This is a genomic window from Pseudomonas savastanoi, assembly GCF_020917325.1.
Taxonomy (GTDB): Bacteria; Pseudomonadota; Gammaproteobacteria; order Pseudomonadales; family Pseudomonadaceae; genus Aquipseudomonas; species Aquipseudomonas amygdali.
In genome coordinates, this window is record NZ_CP076652.1 from 5770007 (window position 1) to 5786874 (window position 16868).

The window sequence follows — 16868 nt, forward strand, 5'->3', positions numbered from 1 at the left end:
TCAGCCCATGCCCGTTACGCGCAAGGTCAGCTCGGCGTCCTTTGCTACGCCAGCCCCCGAAGCAAGCCAGTCTTACAGCTACTCGAACCTCGAGGGCACGGACTCTGCACGTAACGAACTTGCCGAAGAAGTGGCACTGGCGATTGCCTACAACGGCATCAGCCAGGCAGTCATGCTGGTCAGCCCCACCGATCTGGAAGACTTTATCGTCGGCTTCAGCCTGGGCAGCGGCATCATTGCCTCGCAGGACGAAATCTACGACTTCAAAATCAGCGGTTGCGACTCGGCGATGCAGGCCGAAGTCGAAATCGCCAGCCGTGCCTTCTGGGAACTCAAGCAACAACGTCGGCAACTGGCCGGCACCAGCGGTTGCGGGCTCTGTGGCGTTGAAGCGGTAGAGCAGGCACTGCCCGAGCTGAACGTGTTGCCCGGCGCAACCTTGCCGCCGATTGAGTGGCTGGAAGGCCTGCGTCAGCGCATCGGTGAGTTCCAGCCGCTTGGCCGCCATTGTGGCGCTGTGCATGCTGCGGTGTTCATGGACGGTAACGGCCAGCTGTTGCTGGGACGTGAAGACATTGGCCGCCATAACGCGCTGGACAAGCTGATCGGCGCATTGATCCGTCAGGACATCCCCTTGGCAGGCGGCGTCGCCATCGTGACCAGCCGCTGCAGCCTGGAACTGATTCAGAAAGTATTGCGCGCCGGCATCCAGACCCTGGTCAGCCTGTCGTCGCCCACCGGCCTGGCCCTGCAATGGGCACGCCGCCACAACCTCAATTTAATTCACCTGCCGCAGCACAGTGCGCCGCGGGTCTATAGCCCTGCGATGGAGATTCAAGCGTGAGCACTCATCATCAAGCCGACAAGACACCTATCCCCCGCTACAAGCCATACAAAGGTGCGGCAGGCGGCTGGGGCGCACTGATCAGCGTGACGCAACACTGGCTGGGCAGTGACAACGCGCTGAAGAACCTGCGCATGATGCTCAAGACCAACCAGAATGGCGGCTTCGACTGCCCTGGCTGCGCGTGGGGCGATTCGCCGGAAAGCGGCATGGTCAAGTTCTGCGAGAACGGCGCCAAGGCGGTCAACTGGGAAGCCACCAAACGCCGTGTCGATCCGGCCTTCTTCGCCCGCTACAGCGTCAGTGCATTGCTGGAGCAGAGCGACTACTGGCTTGAGTATCAGGGCCGCCTGACCGAGCCTCTGGCCTACGATGCCGAAACTGACCGTTACAAGCCGATCAGCTGGGACAACGCATTCGCGCTGATCGCCAAGCACCTGAAGAACCTGCCCAGCCCGAACATGGCCGAGTTCTACACCTCGGGTCGCGCCAGCAACGAAGCGGCGTACCTGTATCAGTTGTTCGTGCGCGCCTATGGCACCAACAACTTCCCGGACTGCTCGAACATGTGCCACGAAGCCAGTGGTGTAGCGCTGTCGCAAAGCGTCGGCGTGGGCAAGGGCACCGTGACGTTCGAAGACTTCGAACACGCCGACGCCATCTTCGTCCTCGGCCAGAACCCCGGCACCAACCACCCGCGCATGCTGGAACCCCTGCGTGAAGCGGTACAACGCGGCGCGCAGGTGGTGTGCGTCAACCCGTTGAAAGAGCGTGGTCTGGAGCGTTTCCAGCACCCTCAGCACCCGGTCGAAATGCTCACCAACGGTGACCGTCCGACCAACACCGCCTACTTCCGCCCTGCCCTGGGCGGCGACATGGCGCTGTTGCGCGGCATGGCCAAGTTCCTGCTGCAATGGGAGCGTGATGCACAGCTGGCGAATGAGCCGTCGGTCTTTGATCACGCGTTCCTCAACGAACACACCGAAGGCGTGCTTGAATACCTGGCCGCCATCGATGACACGTCCTGGGACGAGATTGTCGAGCAGTCCGGCCTGCCGCTTACTGACATCGAACAGTCAGCACGCATGTACGCCAAGGGCAAGAACGTCATCATGTGCTGGGCAATGGGTATCACCCAGCACCGCCATTCGGTTGCGACCATTCAGGAAATCGCCAACCTGATGCTGCTGCGCGGCAACATTGGCCGTCCAGGCGCAGGCCTGTGCCCGGTGCGCGGTCACAGTAACGTGCAGGGTGACCGCACCATGGGCATCAACGAGCGCCCACCGGTGTTCCTGCTCGACGCTCTGGAAAAACGCTTCCAGTTCAAAGTGCCCCGCGAAAATGGCCACAACGTGGTCGAAGCCATTCACGCCATGGCCGAAGGTCGCGCCAAGGTGTTCATCGCGCTGGGCGGCAACTTCGCCCAGGCAACACCGGACAGCCATCGCACTGCAGAAGCCCTCAGCAACTGCGACCTGACCGTACAGATCAGCACCAAACTGAACCGCAGCCACCTGTTCCATGGTAAGGACGCGCTGATCCTGCCGTGCTTCGGCCGTACCGACATCGACATCCAGGCCAACGGCCCACAAGCCGTGACGGTGGAAGATTCGTTCAGCATGGTCCACGCGTCCAACGGACAGTTGAAGCCGTCGTCGAAGCAGATGCGTTCCGAGCCTGCGATCATCGCCGGTATCGCCAACGCAACACTGGGCAAGGCACCTGTGGACTGGTTGTGGCTGGTCGAAGACTACGACCGCATTCGCGACCTGATCGCCGATACCATCCCCGGCTTCAAAGACTTCAACGAGCGCGTAAAACATCCGGGTGGCTTCTACCTGGGCAACGCCGCCGGTGCACGCCGCTGGAACACAGCCTCGACGCGCGCCAACTTCAAATCCAACGCGTTGCCGCTGAGCCTGATCCATGAAGACATCAGCTCGACCGGGCAGATTCCGGACCTGATCATGCAATCGATGCGCTCGCACGATCAGTACAACACCACTATCTATGGCCTGGACGACCGTTATCGCGGTGTCAAAGGCCAGCGTGATGTGCTGTTCGTCAACGAAGCCGACATCATTCGTCTGGGCTTTCAGCCGGGTCAGAAAGCTGACGTGATCTCAATCTGGAGCGACAACCGCGAGCGCCGCGTCAAAGGCTTCACCTTGTTGGCGTTCGACATTCCGGCCGGTCAGGCTGCGGCCTACTACCCAGAGGTCAACCCGCTGGTACCGCTGGAAAGCGTTGGCGACGGCAGCAGCACGCCGACGTCGAAGTTCGTAGCCATCCGTCTTGAGCGATCGGCAGAGTCCGCCCGCATCATCTGACGTCCTTAAAAGACGCCCACAAAAAAGGCCCGTTTCGCTGGAAACGGGCCTTTCACAAGTAACCTCAGACTCTCTTTTCCGACTTAAGTTCCTTAGCCAAAACAATAACTTAGCAGTTTGTGTGGCAATCGTGTTACTCGTCGGAATTGCATTGCTACATTCTTCACTTGACACCAAGATCGCGCCGTCATCCCTATGAGATTCCATACATGAAGTATTCCTCGATACTGTTGTTGTCTCTTGCCTTGATCGGCGGTGCAGCCTCTGCAGGCAACCTCGAATCAGGCGCAGGCGGAGCATTGGGTGGGGTACTCGGCTCGGTCGTCGGTCAACAGCTCGGCGGCAGCACCGGTTCAGCGATTGGTGCTGGCCTGGGTGGCGCAGCCGGCGGTGCGGTCGGTGCAGACCGTCGCAACCGTACAGAAGCAGCCATTGGCGGCGGTCTGGGCGCAGCAGGCGGTAACGTTGTAGGCCGCAGCGTTGGCGGCAGCACCGGCAGCCTGATCGGCTCGGCGGTCGGCGGCGGTGGTGGTGCCGCACTTGGCAACTACATGGGCAACGAAAGCCGCAGCGATGATCGTCGTTATCGCGGTGGCCGTGATGATCGTCGCTACTATCGCGATCATGACCGTCGCCCGAAGCACCACGGCCATCGTCGTCATCGTGACTGATACAGCCGCTATTTACTGATTTACTGATGAATCAAAACCGGCCGCTCTTGAGCGGCCGGTTTTGTTTTAGAGCATCGCCTGCACCCACGCCCTCACCTGCGCATACGGATAATCCTCCAGCAAGGCAAAACCGCCGGTGGCGCGAGCCTTGAGTTTGGTGAACAAAGGCACGCTGATGCCGCACAGAAAGCGCGTCAGGCATTCGGCGCTGGGCGGCTGGCCGGTGTAGTCCTGATGCTTGTGGATAAAATCGCCGCACACCTGCTGAAAATCCCGGCTCTCCAGAGGCTCCAACGCGGGAGGCTGTGGAAGATGGGCGATCTGACCGTGGCAGACCGAGCAATGGCCGCATTGCTCGGGCGCGTTGTGATCACCGAAGTAGCGTGCCAGCCGATGAGTCAGGCACTGATCACTGGAGAACACCTCAAGCATTGCATGAATGCGCGCAACTTCAGTGGCCTCGTGATGAGCGAAATAATCGTGCAATTCGATGCTCAGGGCCTGTGCATCAAAGTCGCTACGCAACACGCTGTAGACCTCGGTCATTTGCTTGCTTTCGAGCTCGATCCAGCCCTTTTCCTGAAAATAATCCAGCGCCTTGACCACCCGGCCACGCTCGGCACCGTATTGCTGGTACATCGCGTCGAAGTTGACCGTGGCCCAGGTCCGCGCCCGGCTGGACGTATCGATCAACGCCTGAACGAATTCGCGCCGCTCACCCTCGAAACGCGCCATCAGATCGTGCGGCTGAAGCAGAAACTTGAAGCGGTACTCGGCGAAGTAAGCGTAACGCGGTGCGATGATTCCGCGCAGTTCCAGCTGCACCAGCAGGGTCTTCAACGGTAGCTGACGGATATTGCTGAGATCCGCCAGCGGCCCGAGCAGAAACTCCCACTGCCCGTCATGGCGTGCATCGAGCAGATCCGCCAGCACACGGGCGATACCTTCGCGCTCCGGCGTGTCGCCATACACAAAGTTTTCCAGCACATTGAGGCTGTCGCGGTTGGCCAGCACCAGACAATCCGAGGCACCACCATCGCGCCCTGCCCGGCCGATTTCCTGGCTGTAGTTCTCGATGGATTTGGGCAGGTCGAAATGCACCACATTACGGATGTCGCTTTTGTCGATACCCATTCCGAACGCAATGGTCGCCACGATGCAGTTCAGGCTGCCGCCCATGAAACGCTTCTGAATCGACTCGCGCTGATCGTTGGGCAGCCCGGCATGGTAGGCGCTGGCGGGCAGGCCATTCTGTTCCAGATGCGCGGCGATATATTCGGCTGTCTTTTGCAGGGTCACGTAAACAATTGTCGGTTGGCCGCGCCGCTCATTGAGCCACTCGACCAGCAGCCGCCTTTTGTCACGCCCGCTGACCGGCTTGACCCACAGGTGCAGGTTGGCGCGGTAGAAGCCGGTGGTGATGACATCCTCCGGGGTAATGACGAATTTGTCCTGCATGTCAGTAATGACCTGCGGTGTCGCGGTCGCCGTCAGCAGCAGTGCCTGAGGGATGTTGAATTCGCGCTGGTAGTCCGGCAGCTTCAGATAATCAGGCCGAAAGTTATGCCCCCACTCCGAAATACAGTGCGCCTCGTCGACCACCAGTAAGGAAATCGGCACCTGGGCGATGAAGTTGCGGAAACGCTCGTTCTTGAGGCGCTCGACCGAGATCATCAGGATCTTCAGCTCTCCGGAGCGTGCGCGTGCCATGACGTCGGCGACGTCATCGCGGCTTTGCGCCGAATCAATGCTTGCCGCCGCAATGCCGTGGCGATGCAAAAAGGCAAGCTGATCCTGAATCAGCGCCAGCAACGGCGAGACCACCAGCGTCAAATTGGGCAGCAGTAACGCAGGCAATTGATAACATAGCGACTTGCCTGAGCCCGTCGGGAAAATCGCCGCAGCCGAGCGTCTGGCCAGTACGGCACTGATCGCTGCCTCCTGGCCTGGCCGGAACTGCGTGTAACCAAAAACCTGCTCAAGACGCTGGTGCATTCGCGGTTCATCCATCAGTCAAACAAAACGGTCCCAACCTTAGCGCGACAGGCCAAATGCATACACCACCAAAGCGTTACAGAAACACGGCGCGTGGCCGATAACGTTGAGATTTCATGCCTGCTGCGTCAGCAGGCGCGGCGCTCACCTTCATACCGCTTGATCTGGAGCAGGAATGGATTCCACACAGCAACCCGAAGACGACGGGATCATCCGCATTCAGCGCCTTGTGCCGGGCCAGGTCGATGTCGTTCTGGGCGCACATCCAAGCCGTAAACTCAGCGCTCGACCGGGCAAGTCGCGGCCCTACTGGCTATGGCTGGCAGGCCTTATCGTTGCGGGTTGCCTGGCCGGGTTGGTTGTGTCTCATGCACGAAGCCCAAAGGTGGCACTGGCACCACCTGTCGAGCGACCTGCACCTGAACCAGAGACCACCATGATCGACAGCGAACCGACAATGGTGGCAAGCCCCGCGCCGGCGCCGTCGACCAAGGCACCCGACCTTTTACCTGTCGCCGCAACCAGGGAACAGCCCGCCGCCGTGCAGCCGCTGGATAACTGCATGAAAAGCGGCAATGTCATTGATGAGAGCGTGTTGAACTGTCGCTTTGGCCAGGTCCCTCGTCCCGCTCAGGCAGAACCGGCGAAAGGCATGGTGTCCGCAGACTACATGGCCGACTTCAAGGCCAACGCTGCACGCAACCCCGCTCGCCCGGCTCGGCCCTACAGCGTCGCAACGGCCTCCATCCGTGAATGGGACGGCAGAAACCGCTATCGGGCGCAGTGGCGGGTTTACGGCAACACCATCGACGGCGACAGCGTCTGCGAAAACTTCGCCATTCGCTCATTCGAACGGCGCGAGTGTCGCAAGGCTGCGCAGGTCAACTTCAAGGAGGAATGCCGGGAGTGGACCAAACGTGCTGCCCGAAATCGCGACGAGGACAGTAAAAATGCCGAGCAGCGTTATTGTGAAGTGGCGGCGACTTTCTCGCCTTAGCAACACCTTGAACCCCTCTGGACCAACAGTTTCGCCGCTAAAACCGTTTTTTTGATGCGTGCGTTCACGGCAATCCACATACAAAACCTTACACATGTATAGCCAAAGGCTTACACGCATTGGGGAAGGTTGGCTATTTTTCACCTGCCATCACCGCCGTAAGATTGGATCCAACAACTGGCGAACAAGGAGTTCGCCAGGATCAGGGACGATCGACCATCGCCGGGAAGGCAGCCGACAGGGAGTTGGAATGGTCTTGGTACAAACCCGCTTCGGCGGGTTTTTTATTGCCTGCGATTTTTGCTGTCGGCAAACCTGCAGATGCAAAATCTTTCCTGACGCCAGCATCCCTGCCCCTCACCCCGCTGTTCGAGCATGAACACGTGAGGTATAGCGAAAGGCTTACACGCGGCGGGGGAACTTGGCTATTTCCGAACCTGCACGCGGCGCATAAGATTGGATCCATCAAGTGGTGAACAGGGAGTTCACCAGGATCAAGGATGATCGACCATCGCCTGGGAGGCGTCCGACAGGAAGTCGGGATGGTCTTGGAAAAACCCGCTTCGGCGGGTTTTTTATTTGCTGCAAGAAAATCCGGGGACGTTTATCAGCAAGCACCTTCCTTCTTGCGCTCGGCAACAATCGGCGTGCGCTCACTCACTCTCCTGCTGCCACCTGCACCACTGGCGGTGCCATCATCCCTCATCCTAGAAATATCAGCTCACAAGACGGCATCGTGATTTTATCGTCTCGACGGCGCAAACAGCGGGCAAATAAGTTTACCTTTTTAAGCTTAATTGCGTTCGAAATCGGATCCAGATAACGCTCCAAAGCCCTTATAAATCAAGGCTTACGGCTATATTACTGCTGCAATATTAACCAGTAGTGGCTCATAGCAATCATTGCTTACTGTAACAAAACCGAGAAAATATCCACCGTCTGTAGGAACTTTCCTACTGAAAATAGTGCCATAGACCACACTGCTGGCTAGACGACATCTATATGCCAGCACCAAATCCTTCCTCATAGTGGCGGTGCGTTTTGCTTTACGCACATGGCAAAACCACTTCATGAGCAGGTGTGCAGTCGAGAAATTCGCAACTCTTCCCCGTCCCCGGTCTGATCCGGGAAGCGGTCGTGAAGGGTTCAAGGACGATGTACCGATGACTCAGACGTTCGATATAGAAGCATTGATCAAGCTGCGCAAGCAGACGCGCGCTATTTCCGACGCGCTCAAGGTGCAGGCGTCCGACTATCTGTCGACCCTCGCGTTGCTGATACGCCCGCAGACATTCTTCGGTGAATACCTGCAGGGCGCGCAACGCAGCAGCGGTCGAGAAACTCAGCACCATTTCAAGGAGCTCAAGGAGCTCTATGACCGCATTGCATCGGCAGAGCCGTTCAAGCTGGTCAATGAACTGGAAGTGCCGCTCAACCTGATCAGTACGACGCCCGAGCTGTTCCCGCTCGAATACGACATGGTGCTGTCACAAAGCGGGCAGACCATACGCATCACCAGCCCGGTGCGCTGGGTGGTGGGCTTCAACTCCTTCGATCTGGCGCAGTTTCGCAAGGTAATCAAGGACCCGAATCGCAGTAGCGCCGAGCTGTATCGCTACGTTGTGCATTATCTGGTCCTGTTCTATTGCCTGAGCAAGTCACCGGGCATGAGCCGCCTTTTCGAAGGGTTGCGCTTCCCGGTCAGTTTCGAGCGCTTGAAAGACTTCGGCGATCTGCCGTTCTGCGTGATCAGCTCACCGGTGCGCTCCGAGCTGCCGGATGAGTCGGTCATTCGCAACAGCACGCAGATCGCAGGCAATACAAGCTTCGAAGAGTTGGTCGGGCACGAAAACATTCTGGAAATGAACGATGAAATCCGTCAGCGCCTTTTGCTGACGATTGAAGGACTCTAATCGCGCCCGGCCTGTCCAGGCCCGGTACGCAAACGACTTGCAGCGAGTTGCTCGCACAGGAGATGACGATGGCGAAGAAGGAAAGTACCCAGCACAAACTTGACCGCGTTCGCGCGCCTCGGGTCCATATCACTTACGACGTTGATATCGGCGACGCTCAGGAAAAGAAAGAGCTGCCATTCGTTGTAGGCGTTCTCGGCGATTTCTCCGGCAACCCCCTGGAGCCGCTGCCCAAGCTCAAGGATCGCAAGTTCATCTTCATCGATCGCGACAACTTCAACGGCGTCCTTAAAGGCATCAAGCCGCGCCTGGCGTATCGCGTCGACAACACCCTGGCCAAGAACGGGACTCAGCTTGGCGTCGAATTGAACTTCAATGCGCTGGAAGACTTCGAGCCGCAGAACGTCGTGCGTCAGGTCGAACCGCTGCGCAAGCTGCTGGAAGTGCGCAACAAGCTGGCTGACCTGCGTAACAAGATGGGTGGCAACGACAAGCTTGAAGAACTGCTGATGGACGTGTTGCAGAACACTGAAAAGCTGAAAACCCTGGGCAAGGAATTCGGCCGTGAAGCCGCCGTTCCAGCCACCGACAGTAAAGAGTAAGGAGGAGCCTGACGATGACCGATAAGCAAACCGTGACTCAGCAGGACAGCGCTCTGGTTGAAGTTGAAAACTTCGCCCCGCAATCTTCCCTGCTCGACAGCATCATTTCCGAAAGCCGCGTTGCACGCTCCGAAACCGAGCGCACCCGTACCCGCGATCTGATCGGCGAACTGGTGGCCCAAGTACTTGAAGGCGAAATGACGCCAAGCAAGGACCTGATTGCCGTGCTCGACGCGCGCATCGCCGAGATCGATTCGATGCTCTCCGAGCAGATGAACGAAATCATGCACGCCCGTGAATTCCAGCAACTGGAAGCGTCCTGGCGCGGCCTGAAATATCAGGTTGACCAGACCGAGACCAGCACCACGCTGAAGATTCACCTGCTCAATGCGTCGAAAAAAGACCTCGTGCGTGACCTCAAGGCCTCGTCCGAATTCGACCAGAGCGCACTGTTCAAGAAGATCTACGAAGAAGAGTACGGCACCTTCGGTGGTGCACCGTTCGGTATGTTGCTGGGGGACTACGAGTTCAACCGCAGCCCGGAAGACATGTACCTGCTCGAGGAGATCTCCCACGTTGCAGCCGCCGCCCACGCGCCGTTCATTTCCGCGGCATCGGCTGAGCTGTTCGGTTGGGACTCGTTCACCGACATGGCCGGCCCTCGCGATCTGGCGAAAATCTTCGATACCGTCGAATACGCCAAATGGAAGTCGTTCCGCGCCTCTGAAGACTCCCGCTATGTCGGCCTGACTCTGCCGCACGTGCTGGGTCGCCTGCCATATGGCCCGGATACCACGCCAGTCGAAGAATTCAACTTCGTCGAAAGCGTCGATGGCCGTGACCACAACAAATACCTGTGGATGAACGCTGCCTACGCACTGGGCACTCGCGTGACCGATGCATTCTCCCGCTACGGCTGGTGTGTGGCGATCCGCGGCGTGGAAGGCGGCGGTCTGGTCGAAGGCCTGCCGACCCACACCTTCAAGACCGATGACGGCGAAATCGCGCTGAAATGCCCGACTGAAATTGCCATCACCGACCGTCGCGAAAAAGAGCTGTCGGACCTGGGGTTCATTCCTCTGGTGCACTGCAAAGGCACCGACTACGCCGCATTCTTCGGCACTCAGTCGACCCAGAAGCAGAAGCAGTACAACACCGACATTGCCAACGCCAACGCTCGTCTTTCGGCGCAACTGCAATACATCTTCGCAACCTCGCGTATCGCTCACTACATGAAAGCGATCATGCGCGACAAGATCGGCAGTTTTGCATCGCGCAAGGATGTCGAGTTGTTCCTCAACAAGTGGCTGTCCAGCTATGTGTTGCTGGATGACACCGCCAGTCAGGAAGCCAAGGCCAAGTTCCCGTTGCGCGAGGCGCGTGCCGAAGTGTTTGAAGTGCCTGGCAAGCCTGGCGTCTACAAGGCCGTGACTTACCTGCGTCCGCATTACCAACTCGATGAACTGACCGCATCGTTGCGTTTGGTCGCCGAATTGCCGCAATCGACTCGCGGCTGATCCATTACTTAGCCAGGGAGGCAACATGAGTAGTCAACACAAGCTGTTGCCTTCATTGCTGGATCGGTTGCTCGACGATCGTCCGCATCAGTCCGTGGAATCGTCATCGCAACGGTTGAGTTCGCTGGCCGATTACAAGGCCAGCATCGTTCGTGACCTGGAGATTCTGGTGAACACTCGCCAGTCTCTGGTCGCTAACGAGCTGGAAGGTTTCGCCAATCTGAGCGGCACCATCCTCGATTACGGTATGCCCGACTTCACCAGTAGAAGCGTGCTCGACCCACAGGACCGTCTTTTGATTCAGCGCCAGCTGGAAAAGGCAATTTCTGTCGGTGACCGACGTTTCCGCAGCGTGAAAGTCCAGTTGCTTGCACAACAGACCGGCCAGCGCATGCTGACTTTTCGTGTGGACGCAGTACTGCGTCTGCAGGACATTTCGCGTCAGGTTTCCTTTGACGCCGTGCTGCAGGTCAACACTCAGGAATACAAAGTGCAGAACCTCAACTGATGCTCGACGATCTGCTGCCCTATTACGAGAAGGAACTCTCGCACCTGCGCTTTCTGGGCCAGGAATTTGCCGCTCAATATCCGAAGATCGCTTCGCGATTACTGATTGAGGGCGACAACTGCGAAGACCCGCATACCGAGCGTCTGATCGAGGCGTTCTCGTTCCTGTCGGCGCGCGTACACAAGAAACTCGACGATGAGTTTCCTGAAATCGTCGAGTCGTTTCTGGAGGTGCTGTACCCGCACTACCTGCGCCCTACCCCTTCGATGTCCATCGTCGAGTTCAACATGGGCAAGCAGGAAAAAGTCACCGAATCCTATCGTGTAGCCCGGCACACCGAGCTGCACGCCACACCGATAGACGGAATAGTGTGCAAGTTTCGTACGTGCTACCCGGTCGAACTGTGGCCAGTGGCAGTACAAAGCGCTTCGTTCATTGAAATGGAGCGTTCGGCGTTCAACGGCCACAGTGCAGACCTGATTGCGCGCTTGCGCATCGGCCTGGGTGCGACCTCCGACGTCCTGTTCGGCAAGATGGAACTGGACCGACTGCGCTTTTTCCTTGATGGCGAAAGCACGCTGATGCATCAACTGTATGAGCTGCTGTTCAACAACCTGGCCAAAGCGACCCTGTCGTTCGAAGACGAAGGGCGCATTCGTGAAGTGGTACTGCCCGCCGACGCCCTGAAGTCTGTCGGCTATGGTCTGGATGAAGGGCTGGTGGATTACTCGGAACGTTCGTTTCTGGGTTACCGCTTGCTGCACGAATACTTCACCTTCCCTGACAAGTTCATGTTCTTCGACCTGTCAGGCTTTGCCCGTATTCTGGCTGGCAAAGAGATCGCCAAAGTGGAAATCAATTTCTACTTTTCCGATTACGACCTGACGGATCGTCTGGCACGCCTGACCCAGAACATCGGCCGTAACAATTTCAAGCTCAACTGCACGCCGATCATCAACCTGTTCCGCCAGCAGGCCGAGCCGATCAAGCTGACCCACGTTCAGCATGAATACGCGGTAACGCCGGATGTGCGCCTGCAAAGCTCTGCCGAAGTGGTCTCGATCGATCGCGTACGCCGGGTGAAGAAGATCAACGGCAACGATCAGGTCGGTACCTGCCATCCGTTCTTTGAACCACGCGGTGATCAAGGCCCCGGTCAGAGCTTCTGGATCGCCCGGCGACGTCCGACGCAGAGCCGACAAAGCGATGGCTCGAACATGTTCATCCGCGTCGTGGATCGGGATCTGGAACTGATTGATTCCAACAACGACACACTCAGTATCCGCCTGACGTGCAGCAATCGCGATTTACCACTGATGCTGCCTTTTGGCGGCGAGCGCGGGGACTTCAACATTCCCTCCAATTCGGTGATCAAGGATATCCGCTGCCTGCGCAAACCGACGGCGACGGTGCGCGTGCCGCTGGGCAACGGCGTGATCTGGCGGCTCATCTCGCACCTGTCGCTGAACCACATGTCGCTGGTTTCGAAGGGTCGCGAAGTGCTGCTGGAACTGCTGTCGCTTTACAACTACCGCAACGTGTCGGCGATTCGCAAACAGATCAACGGGATCGTATCGGTGACCAGCGAACCGGTTGTGGCGCGCATCGGGCATCCGCGCCCCAACTTTGTACGCGGCGTCGGCATCACGCTGAAATTCGATGAAAGCCAGTACACCGGCAGCGGCGTGTTCCTGTTCGGCATGGTGCTGGACCACTTCTTTGGTCAGTACTGCTCGATGAACAGCTTTACCCAATTAACCCTTCGCACCGTGCAGCGCGAAAAGAGAGTGGTCCAATGGCCCCCGCGAACAGGCGATCAACCCCTGGTCTGATTGACCAGGCAAGGGCTGAGCCGCACCGATTCGAATTTTTTCAGTTGGTGCGTTTGCTTCGCCTGCATTACAGCAGGAACGGGCGCATGGACCTGGAAACCAGGCCGCATGAGGACCCTCTGCGCTTTCGTTCACAGCTGTCGCTGAACTTCCCGGCCAGTGAAGTCAGCGACCTGCAGTTCGAACGCGAAGGCAAGCTCTCGGCGGCCGGTTTGCCGCTGTCCGAGGTGCAGGTCACGTTCATGGGCCTGGTCGGCCCATCGGGCGTGCTGCCGCGCCCGTACACCGAGCTGCTCATCGATCGGCATATTCAGTACCGAGACGACGCTGCGCATGCGTTTCTGGATATTTTTTCGCATCGCATGACCACGCTGTTTTACGAGGCCTGGCAGAAGTACAAGTTTTACATCGAGTACGAGCGTAACGGCACGTCGAACTTTGATCGTTATTTGCTCAACCTGGTGGGTTTCGGCCCCGAAGCGTTGAAGCAAAAGTTCGACAAGGGCGAGTCGCCATTGCGCCGCGAACTGTTCAGCTACTTCTCGGGGATGTTCGCCCAGAAGCCGCGCAACGCCCTGAACCTTGAAGTCATGCTGAGTTTTTATTTCTCGCTGCCGTTCAAGATCCAGCAGTTCGCCGGGCGCTGGCTGAAGCTCGACAGCAGCCAGTGCACGCAGCTGGGCCGCAAGAACGCCGTGCTGGGGCAAAGCGCCGTGGCCGGCAATCGCGTCTGGGATTACCAGTCGTGCGTACGTATCGAAATGGGGCCTCTGGAACTGGCTGACTACCAGCGCTTTCAGCCGGGCACCGAGGATTACCAGAAGCTTGTTGAACTGGTGCGTTTTTACATCGGCGCTGAACTGGACTTCCAGATTGCGCCGAAGCTCAAGCGCGAAGCTGTACCCGTGGCCCGCCTGGGTCGCCAAGGCAATGTATCGCTGGGCTGGCTTGGCTGGCTCAAACGCCCCGGTGTCGACGTGGAGCCCTCCCGTTGCGCTGTTTTCCATATTCCTTTTGATGGGGTCTCCCTGTGAACCTGAAGTCCCTGTTCGCCAAGCTGAACGAAACGAGCCGCACTGCCACTGAAAGCGCTGCTGCGCTGTGCCTGTCGGAGAACCACTACGACGTTGAAGTCGAGCACTTGCTGCTGCAATTGCTCGACAACAACGATAACGACCTGCCGGTGATCCTGCGCCACTACGATGTGGTGCCTGATCGCCTGCAAGCACAGTTGGTCACCGCGCTGGGGACGTTCAAGAAAGGCAACACACGGACGCCTGCGCTCTCGCCGCACATCACGCGCATGATCGAGCAGGCCTGGGTGCTGGCGTCGATCGAGTTCGGTCAGTCGCAGATCCGCACCGGGCACCTGATTCAGGCCTTGCTGGATGACGATGCCCTGCGCCGCGTGGTCATCGGTTCGGCCCCGGAGCTGGAGAAGATCAACGCTGACGACCTGCGCCTGAACATGAGCGCGCTGGTCGAAGGCAGCCCCGAGACCAAACTGAGCAAGCCGCTGGCCAACGCCGACGCCAGCACGGGCGCAACCACCAAGGGCAACGGCAAGACCCCTGCCCTGGACCAATACACGGTCAACCTGACCCAGAGCGCCCGCGATGGTCGCATTGACCCGGTGCTGGGGCGCGAGTTCGAAGTGCGGCAGATGGTCGACATCCTGACCCGCCGCCGTCAGAACAACCCGATCCTGACCGGTGAAGCGGGTGTGGGTAAAACAGCCGTGGTTGAAGGTCTGGCGCTGCGCATCGTGCAGGGCGACGTGCCTTCGGTGCTCAAGGACGTCGCCATTCACACCCTGGATCTGGGCCTGTTGCAGGCCGGTGCAGGGGTCAAAGGCGAGTTCGAAAACCGCCTCAAGTCGGTCATCGAAGAAACCAAGCGCAGCCTGCACCCGATCATTCTGTTCATCGACGAAGCCCACACGCTGATCGGCTCGGGTGGCCAGGCCGGGCAGAACGACGCAGCGAACCTGCTCAAGCCTGCCTTGGCGCGTGGCGAGCTGCGCACCATCGCCGCCACCACATGGGCAGAATACAAAAAGTATTTCGAAAAAGACGCAGCATTGGCTCGTCGTTTCCAAGTCGTGAAAGTCGAAGAGCCTGACGAAGACAAGGCCATCCACATGCTTCGCGGGCTGCTTGCGAAGATGCAGGAGCACCACAAGGTCACGGTGATGGACGAAGCGCTGGTGCAGGCCGTACGCCTGTCCAACCGCTACATCACCGGCCGCCAACTGCCGGACAAAGCCGTCAGCGTGCTCGACACCGCTTGCGCACGCGTCGCACTGGGCCAATCGGCACAGCCAGGCGCGCTGGAAGACTGCAAGCGCCACATCGACAACCTGAACGCAGAAATCACCGTGCTCGAACAGGAAACCGCCAAGGGCAGCGACCACGCTCGCCGTTTGACGGCCCTGCACGAAGAGCTGAAAGCCGAACAGGAAACCCGCGAGTCGCTGGAACAACAGTGGAAACGCGAGCTGGAACTGGTCGAAAAGCTGGGTGCCCTGAGCGTGCCAGAAGACGGTGCGCCTGATGCTGAGCAGATCGCTGCAGTGCGTGCCGAACTGGCCAGTGTGCAGGGCGAGCAACCGCTGGTTCACGCGCTGGTGGACGGTGGCACCATCGGTGAAGTGATTTCCGGCTGGACCGGTATCCCGCTGGGCAAGATGCTGCGCGACGAAATCGACACCGTGCAAAGCCTGCCCGCGCTGCTGGGCGAACGCGTGCTGGGTCAAGACCATGCACTCGAAGAGATCGGCAAGCGCATCAAGATTTCCCGTGCCCGCATGGAAGACCCGAACAAGCCGATCGGTGTGTTCCTGCTGCTCGGCCCGAGCGGTGTCGGTAAGACCGAAACTGCGCTGGCCCTGGCTGACACGCTGTATGGCGGCGAGCGTAACGTCATCACCATCAACATGTCCGAATACCAGGAAGCCCACACAGTCTCCAGCCTCAAAGGCTCCCCGCCGGGCTACGTCGGTTACGGCGAAGGTGGCGTGCTGACCGAAGCCGTGCGCCGCAAGCCTTACAGCGTGGTACTGCTCGACGAGGTGGAGAAAGCCCACCCGGACGTGCTCGAGCTGTTTTTCCAGGTCTTCGACAAAGGCGTGCTGGACGATGGCGAAGGTCGCGAGATCAACTTCCGCAATACCGTGATCATCCTCACCTCCAACACCGGTACTGATCGCATCATGCAGTGGTGCCTGAACACCGAGCAGAAGCCGACCCCCGATGACATCGTGGAAGGCCTGCGCGACGAGCTGAATCAGGTGTTCAAACCGGCGTTCCTCGGTCGCTTGACCATCGTGCCGTACTACCCGGTTCAAGACGCGATTCTGGAGCGCATCGTCGGCCTGAAACTGGAGCGCATCCGCAAGCGTTTCGAGCGCAATCACCAGGCGGTACTGCGTTACGACGAAGCGCTGATCAAGGCCATCGCTTCGCGTTGCACGGAAGTCGACAGCGGCGCACGCAACATCGACAACATCCTGTCCAAGACCCTCATGCCGGAACTCGCCCAGCGAGTGCTGGAGCGGATGGCGCAGGACAAGCCGATTCAGAGCCTGACCATCGATCTGGGCAGCGATGGCGACTTCGCTTACACACTGACCTGATCGATCACCCCATAGGTAAGAC

The 16868-nt window shown here is 58.7% G+C and carries 13 protein-coding genes; 12 read left to right on the forward strand and 1 reads right to left on the reverse strand.

The features are described 5' to 3' along the window. The first annotated feature begins 7 nt into the window (after positions 1–7). The 3 genes from fdhD (at position 8) to KP808_RS24895 (ending at position 3848) form a co-directional block, all read left to right on the forward strand. Positions 8–844, forward strand: coding sequence for a formate dehydrogenase accessory sulfurtransferase FdhD (gene fdhD / locus KP808_RS24885; protein WP_058407929.1), 837 nt, complete (start codon positions 8–10; stop codon positions 842–844). After that, positions 841–3177: an FdhF/YdeP family oxidoreductase gene (locus KP808_RS24890; RefSeq protein WP_005734100.1), complete on the forward strand. Its 2337-nt coding sequence runs from the start codon at positions 841–843 to the stop codon at positions 3175–3177. The genes fdhD and KP808_RS24890 overlap by 4 nt, the downstream gene beginning before the upstream one ends. A gap of 209 nt (positions 3178–3386) precedes the next feature. Continuing rightward, positions 3387–3848: a glycine zipper domain-containing protein gene (locus KP808_RS24895; RefSeq protein WP_230017142.1), complete on the forward strand. Its 462-nt coding sequence runs from the start codon at positions 3387–3389 to the stop codon at positions 3846–3848. 66 nt (positions 3849–3914) lie between these two features. On the opposite strand, the gene KP808_RS24900 is transcribed toward KP808_RS24895, so the two are convergent. Then, positions 3915–5843 (reverse strand): RecQ family ATP-dependent DNA helicase, encoded by a 1929-nt coding sequence (locus KP808_RS24900; protein WP_230017143.1) that lies wholly within the window; start codon positions 5841–5843, stop codon positions 3915–3917. 175 nt (positions 5844–6018) lie between these two features. Here KP808_RS24900 and KP808_RS24905 point away from each other — a divergent pair, with 175 nt between their 5' ends. The 9 genes from KP808_RS24905 (at position 6019) to tssH (ending at position 16846) form a co-directional block, all read left to right on the forward strand. Continuing rightward, on the forward strand, positions 6019–6840 hold the full coding sequence (locus KP808_RS24905; RefSeq protein ID WP_057401778.1) for a hypothetical protein: 822 nt from the start codon (positions 6019–6021) through the stop codon (positions 6838–6840). Positions 6841–7340: 500 nt separating this feature from the next. Next, entirely contained in the window at positions 7341–7580 is a 240-nt protein-coding gene (locus KP808_RS24910; RefSeq protein ID WP_219170618.1) for a hypothetical protein, read from the forward strand. A gap of 423 nt (positions 7581–8003) precedes the next feature. Beyond that, positions 8004–8753, forward strand: coding sequence for a hypothetical protein (locus tag KP808_RS24915; protein ID WP_002551426.1), 750 nt, complete (start codon positions 8004–8006; stop codon positions 8751–8753). 68 nt (positions 8754–8821) lie between these two features. Continuing rightward, complete coding sequence (tssB, locus tag KP808_RS24920; protein WP_002551425.1) at positions 8822–9355, forward strand: type VI secretion system contractile sheath small subunit; 534 nt, start codon at positions 8822–8824, stop codon at positions 9353–9355. Between the two features lie 14 nt (positions 9356–9369). Next, positions 9370–10872, forward strand: coding sequence for a type VI secretion system contractile sheath large subunit (gene tssC, locus KP808_RS24925; protein ID WP_057404876.1), 1503 nt, complete (start codon positions 9370–9372; stop codon positions 10870–10872). A 25-nt stretch (positions 10873–10897) separates the two neighbouring features. After that, complete coding sequence (gene tssE, locus KP808_RS24930; RefSeq protein ID WP_003420335.1) at positions 10898–11380, forward strand: type VI secretion system baseplate subunit TssE; 483 nt, start codon at positions 10898–10900, stop codon at positions 11378–11380. After that, a complete protein-coding gene (gene tssF, locus KP808_RS24935) occupies positions 11380–13212 on the forward strand; it encodes a type VI secretion system baseplate subunit TssF (RefSeq protein WP_044324050.1) in 1833 nt (610 codons plus the stop codon). The genes tssE and tssF overlap by 1 nt, the downstream gene beginning before the upstream one ends. Further along, entirely contained in the window at positions 13176–14246 is a 1071-nt protein-coding gene (gene tssG / locus KP808_RS24940) for a type VI secretion system baseplate subunit TssG (RefSeq protein ID WP_002551422.1), read from the forward strand. Before tssF ends, tssG begins: the two co-directional genes overlap by 37 nt. Then, entirely contained in the window at positions 14243–16846 is a 2604-nt protein-coding gene (tssH, locus tag KP808_RS24945) for a type VI secretion system ATPase TssH (protein ID WP_230017144.1), read from the forward strand. Before tssG ends, tssH begins: the two co-directional genes overlap by 4 nt. The last annotated feature ends 22 nt before the right edge of the window (positions 16847–16868 follow it).

Coding starts and splice junctions, on each gene's coding strand:
- tssE (WP_003420335.1), top strand. CDS start 10,898: ATGAGTAGTCAACACAAGCTGTTGCCTTCATTGCTGGATCGGTTGCTC.
- tssF (WP_044324050.1), top strand. CDS start 11,380: ATGCTCGACGATCTGCTGCCCTATTACGAGAAGGAACTCTCGCACCTG.
- KP808_RS24915 (WP_002551426.1), top strand. CDS start 8,004: ATGACTCAGACGTTCGATATAGAAGCATTGATCAAGCTGCGCAAGCAG.
- tssG (WP_002551422.1), top strand. CDS start 13,176: ATGGCCCCCGCGAACAGGCGATCAACCCCTGGTCTGATTGACCAGGCA.
- KP808_RS24900 (WP_230017143.1), bottom strand. CDS start 5,843: ATGCACCAGCGTCTTGAGCAGGTTTTTGGTTACACGCAGTTCCGGCCA.
- KP808_RS24905 (WP_057401778.1), top strand. CDS start 6,019: ATGGATTCCACACAGCAACCCGAAGACGACGGGATCATCCGCATTCAG.
- tssB (WP_002551425.1), top strand. CDS start 8,822: ATGGCGAAGAAGGAAAGTACCCAGCACAAACTTGACCGCGTTCGCGCG.
- fdhD (WP_058407929.1), top strand. CDS start 8: ATGCCCGTTACGCGCAAGGTCAGCTCGGCGTCCTTTGCTACGCCAGCC.
- tssC (WP_057404876.1), top strand. CDS start 9,370: ATGACCGATAAGCAAACCGTGACTCAGCAGGACAGCGCTCTGGTTGAA.
- KP808_RS24910 (WP_219170618.1), top strand. CDS start 7,341: ATGATCGACCATCGCCTGGGAGGCGTCCGACAGGAAGTCGGGATGGTC.
- KP808_RS24895 (WP_230017142.1), top strand. CDS start 3,387: ATGAAGTATTCCTCGATACTGTTGTTGTCTCTTGCCTTGATCGGCGGT.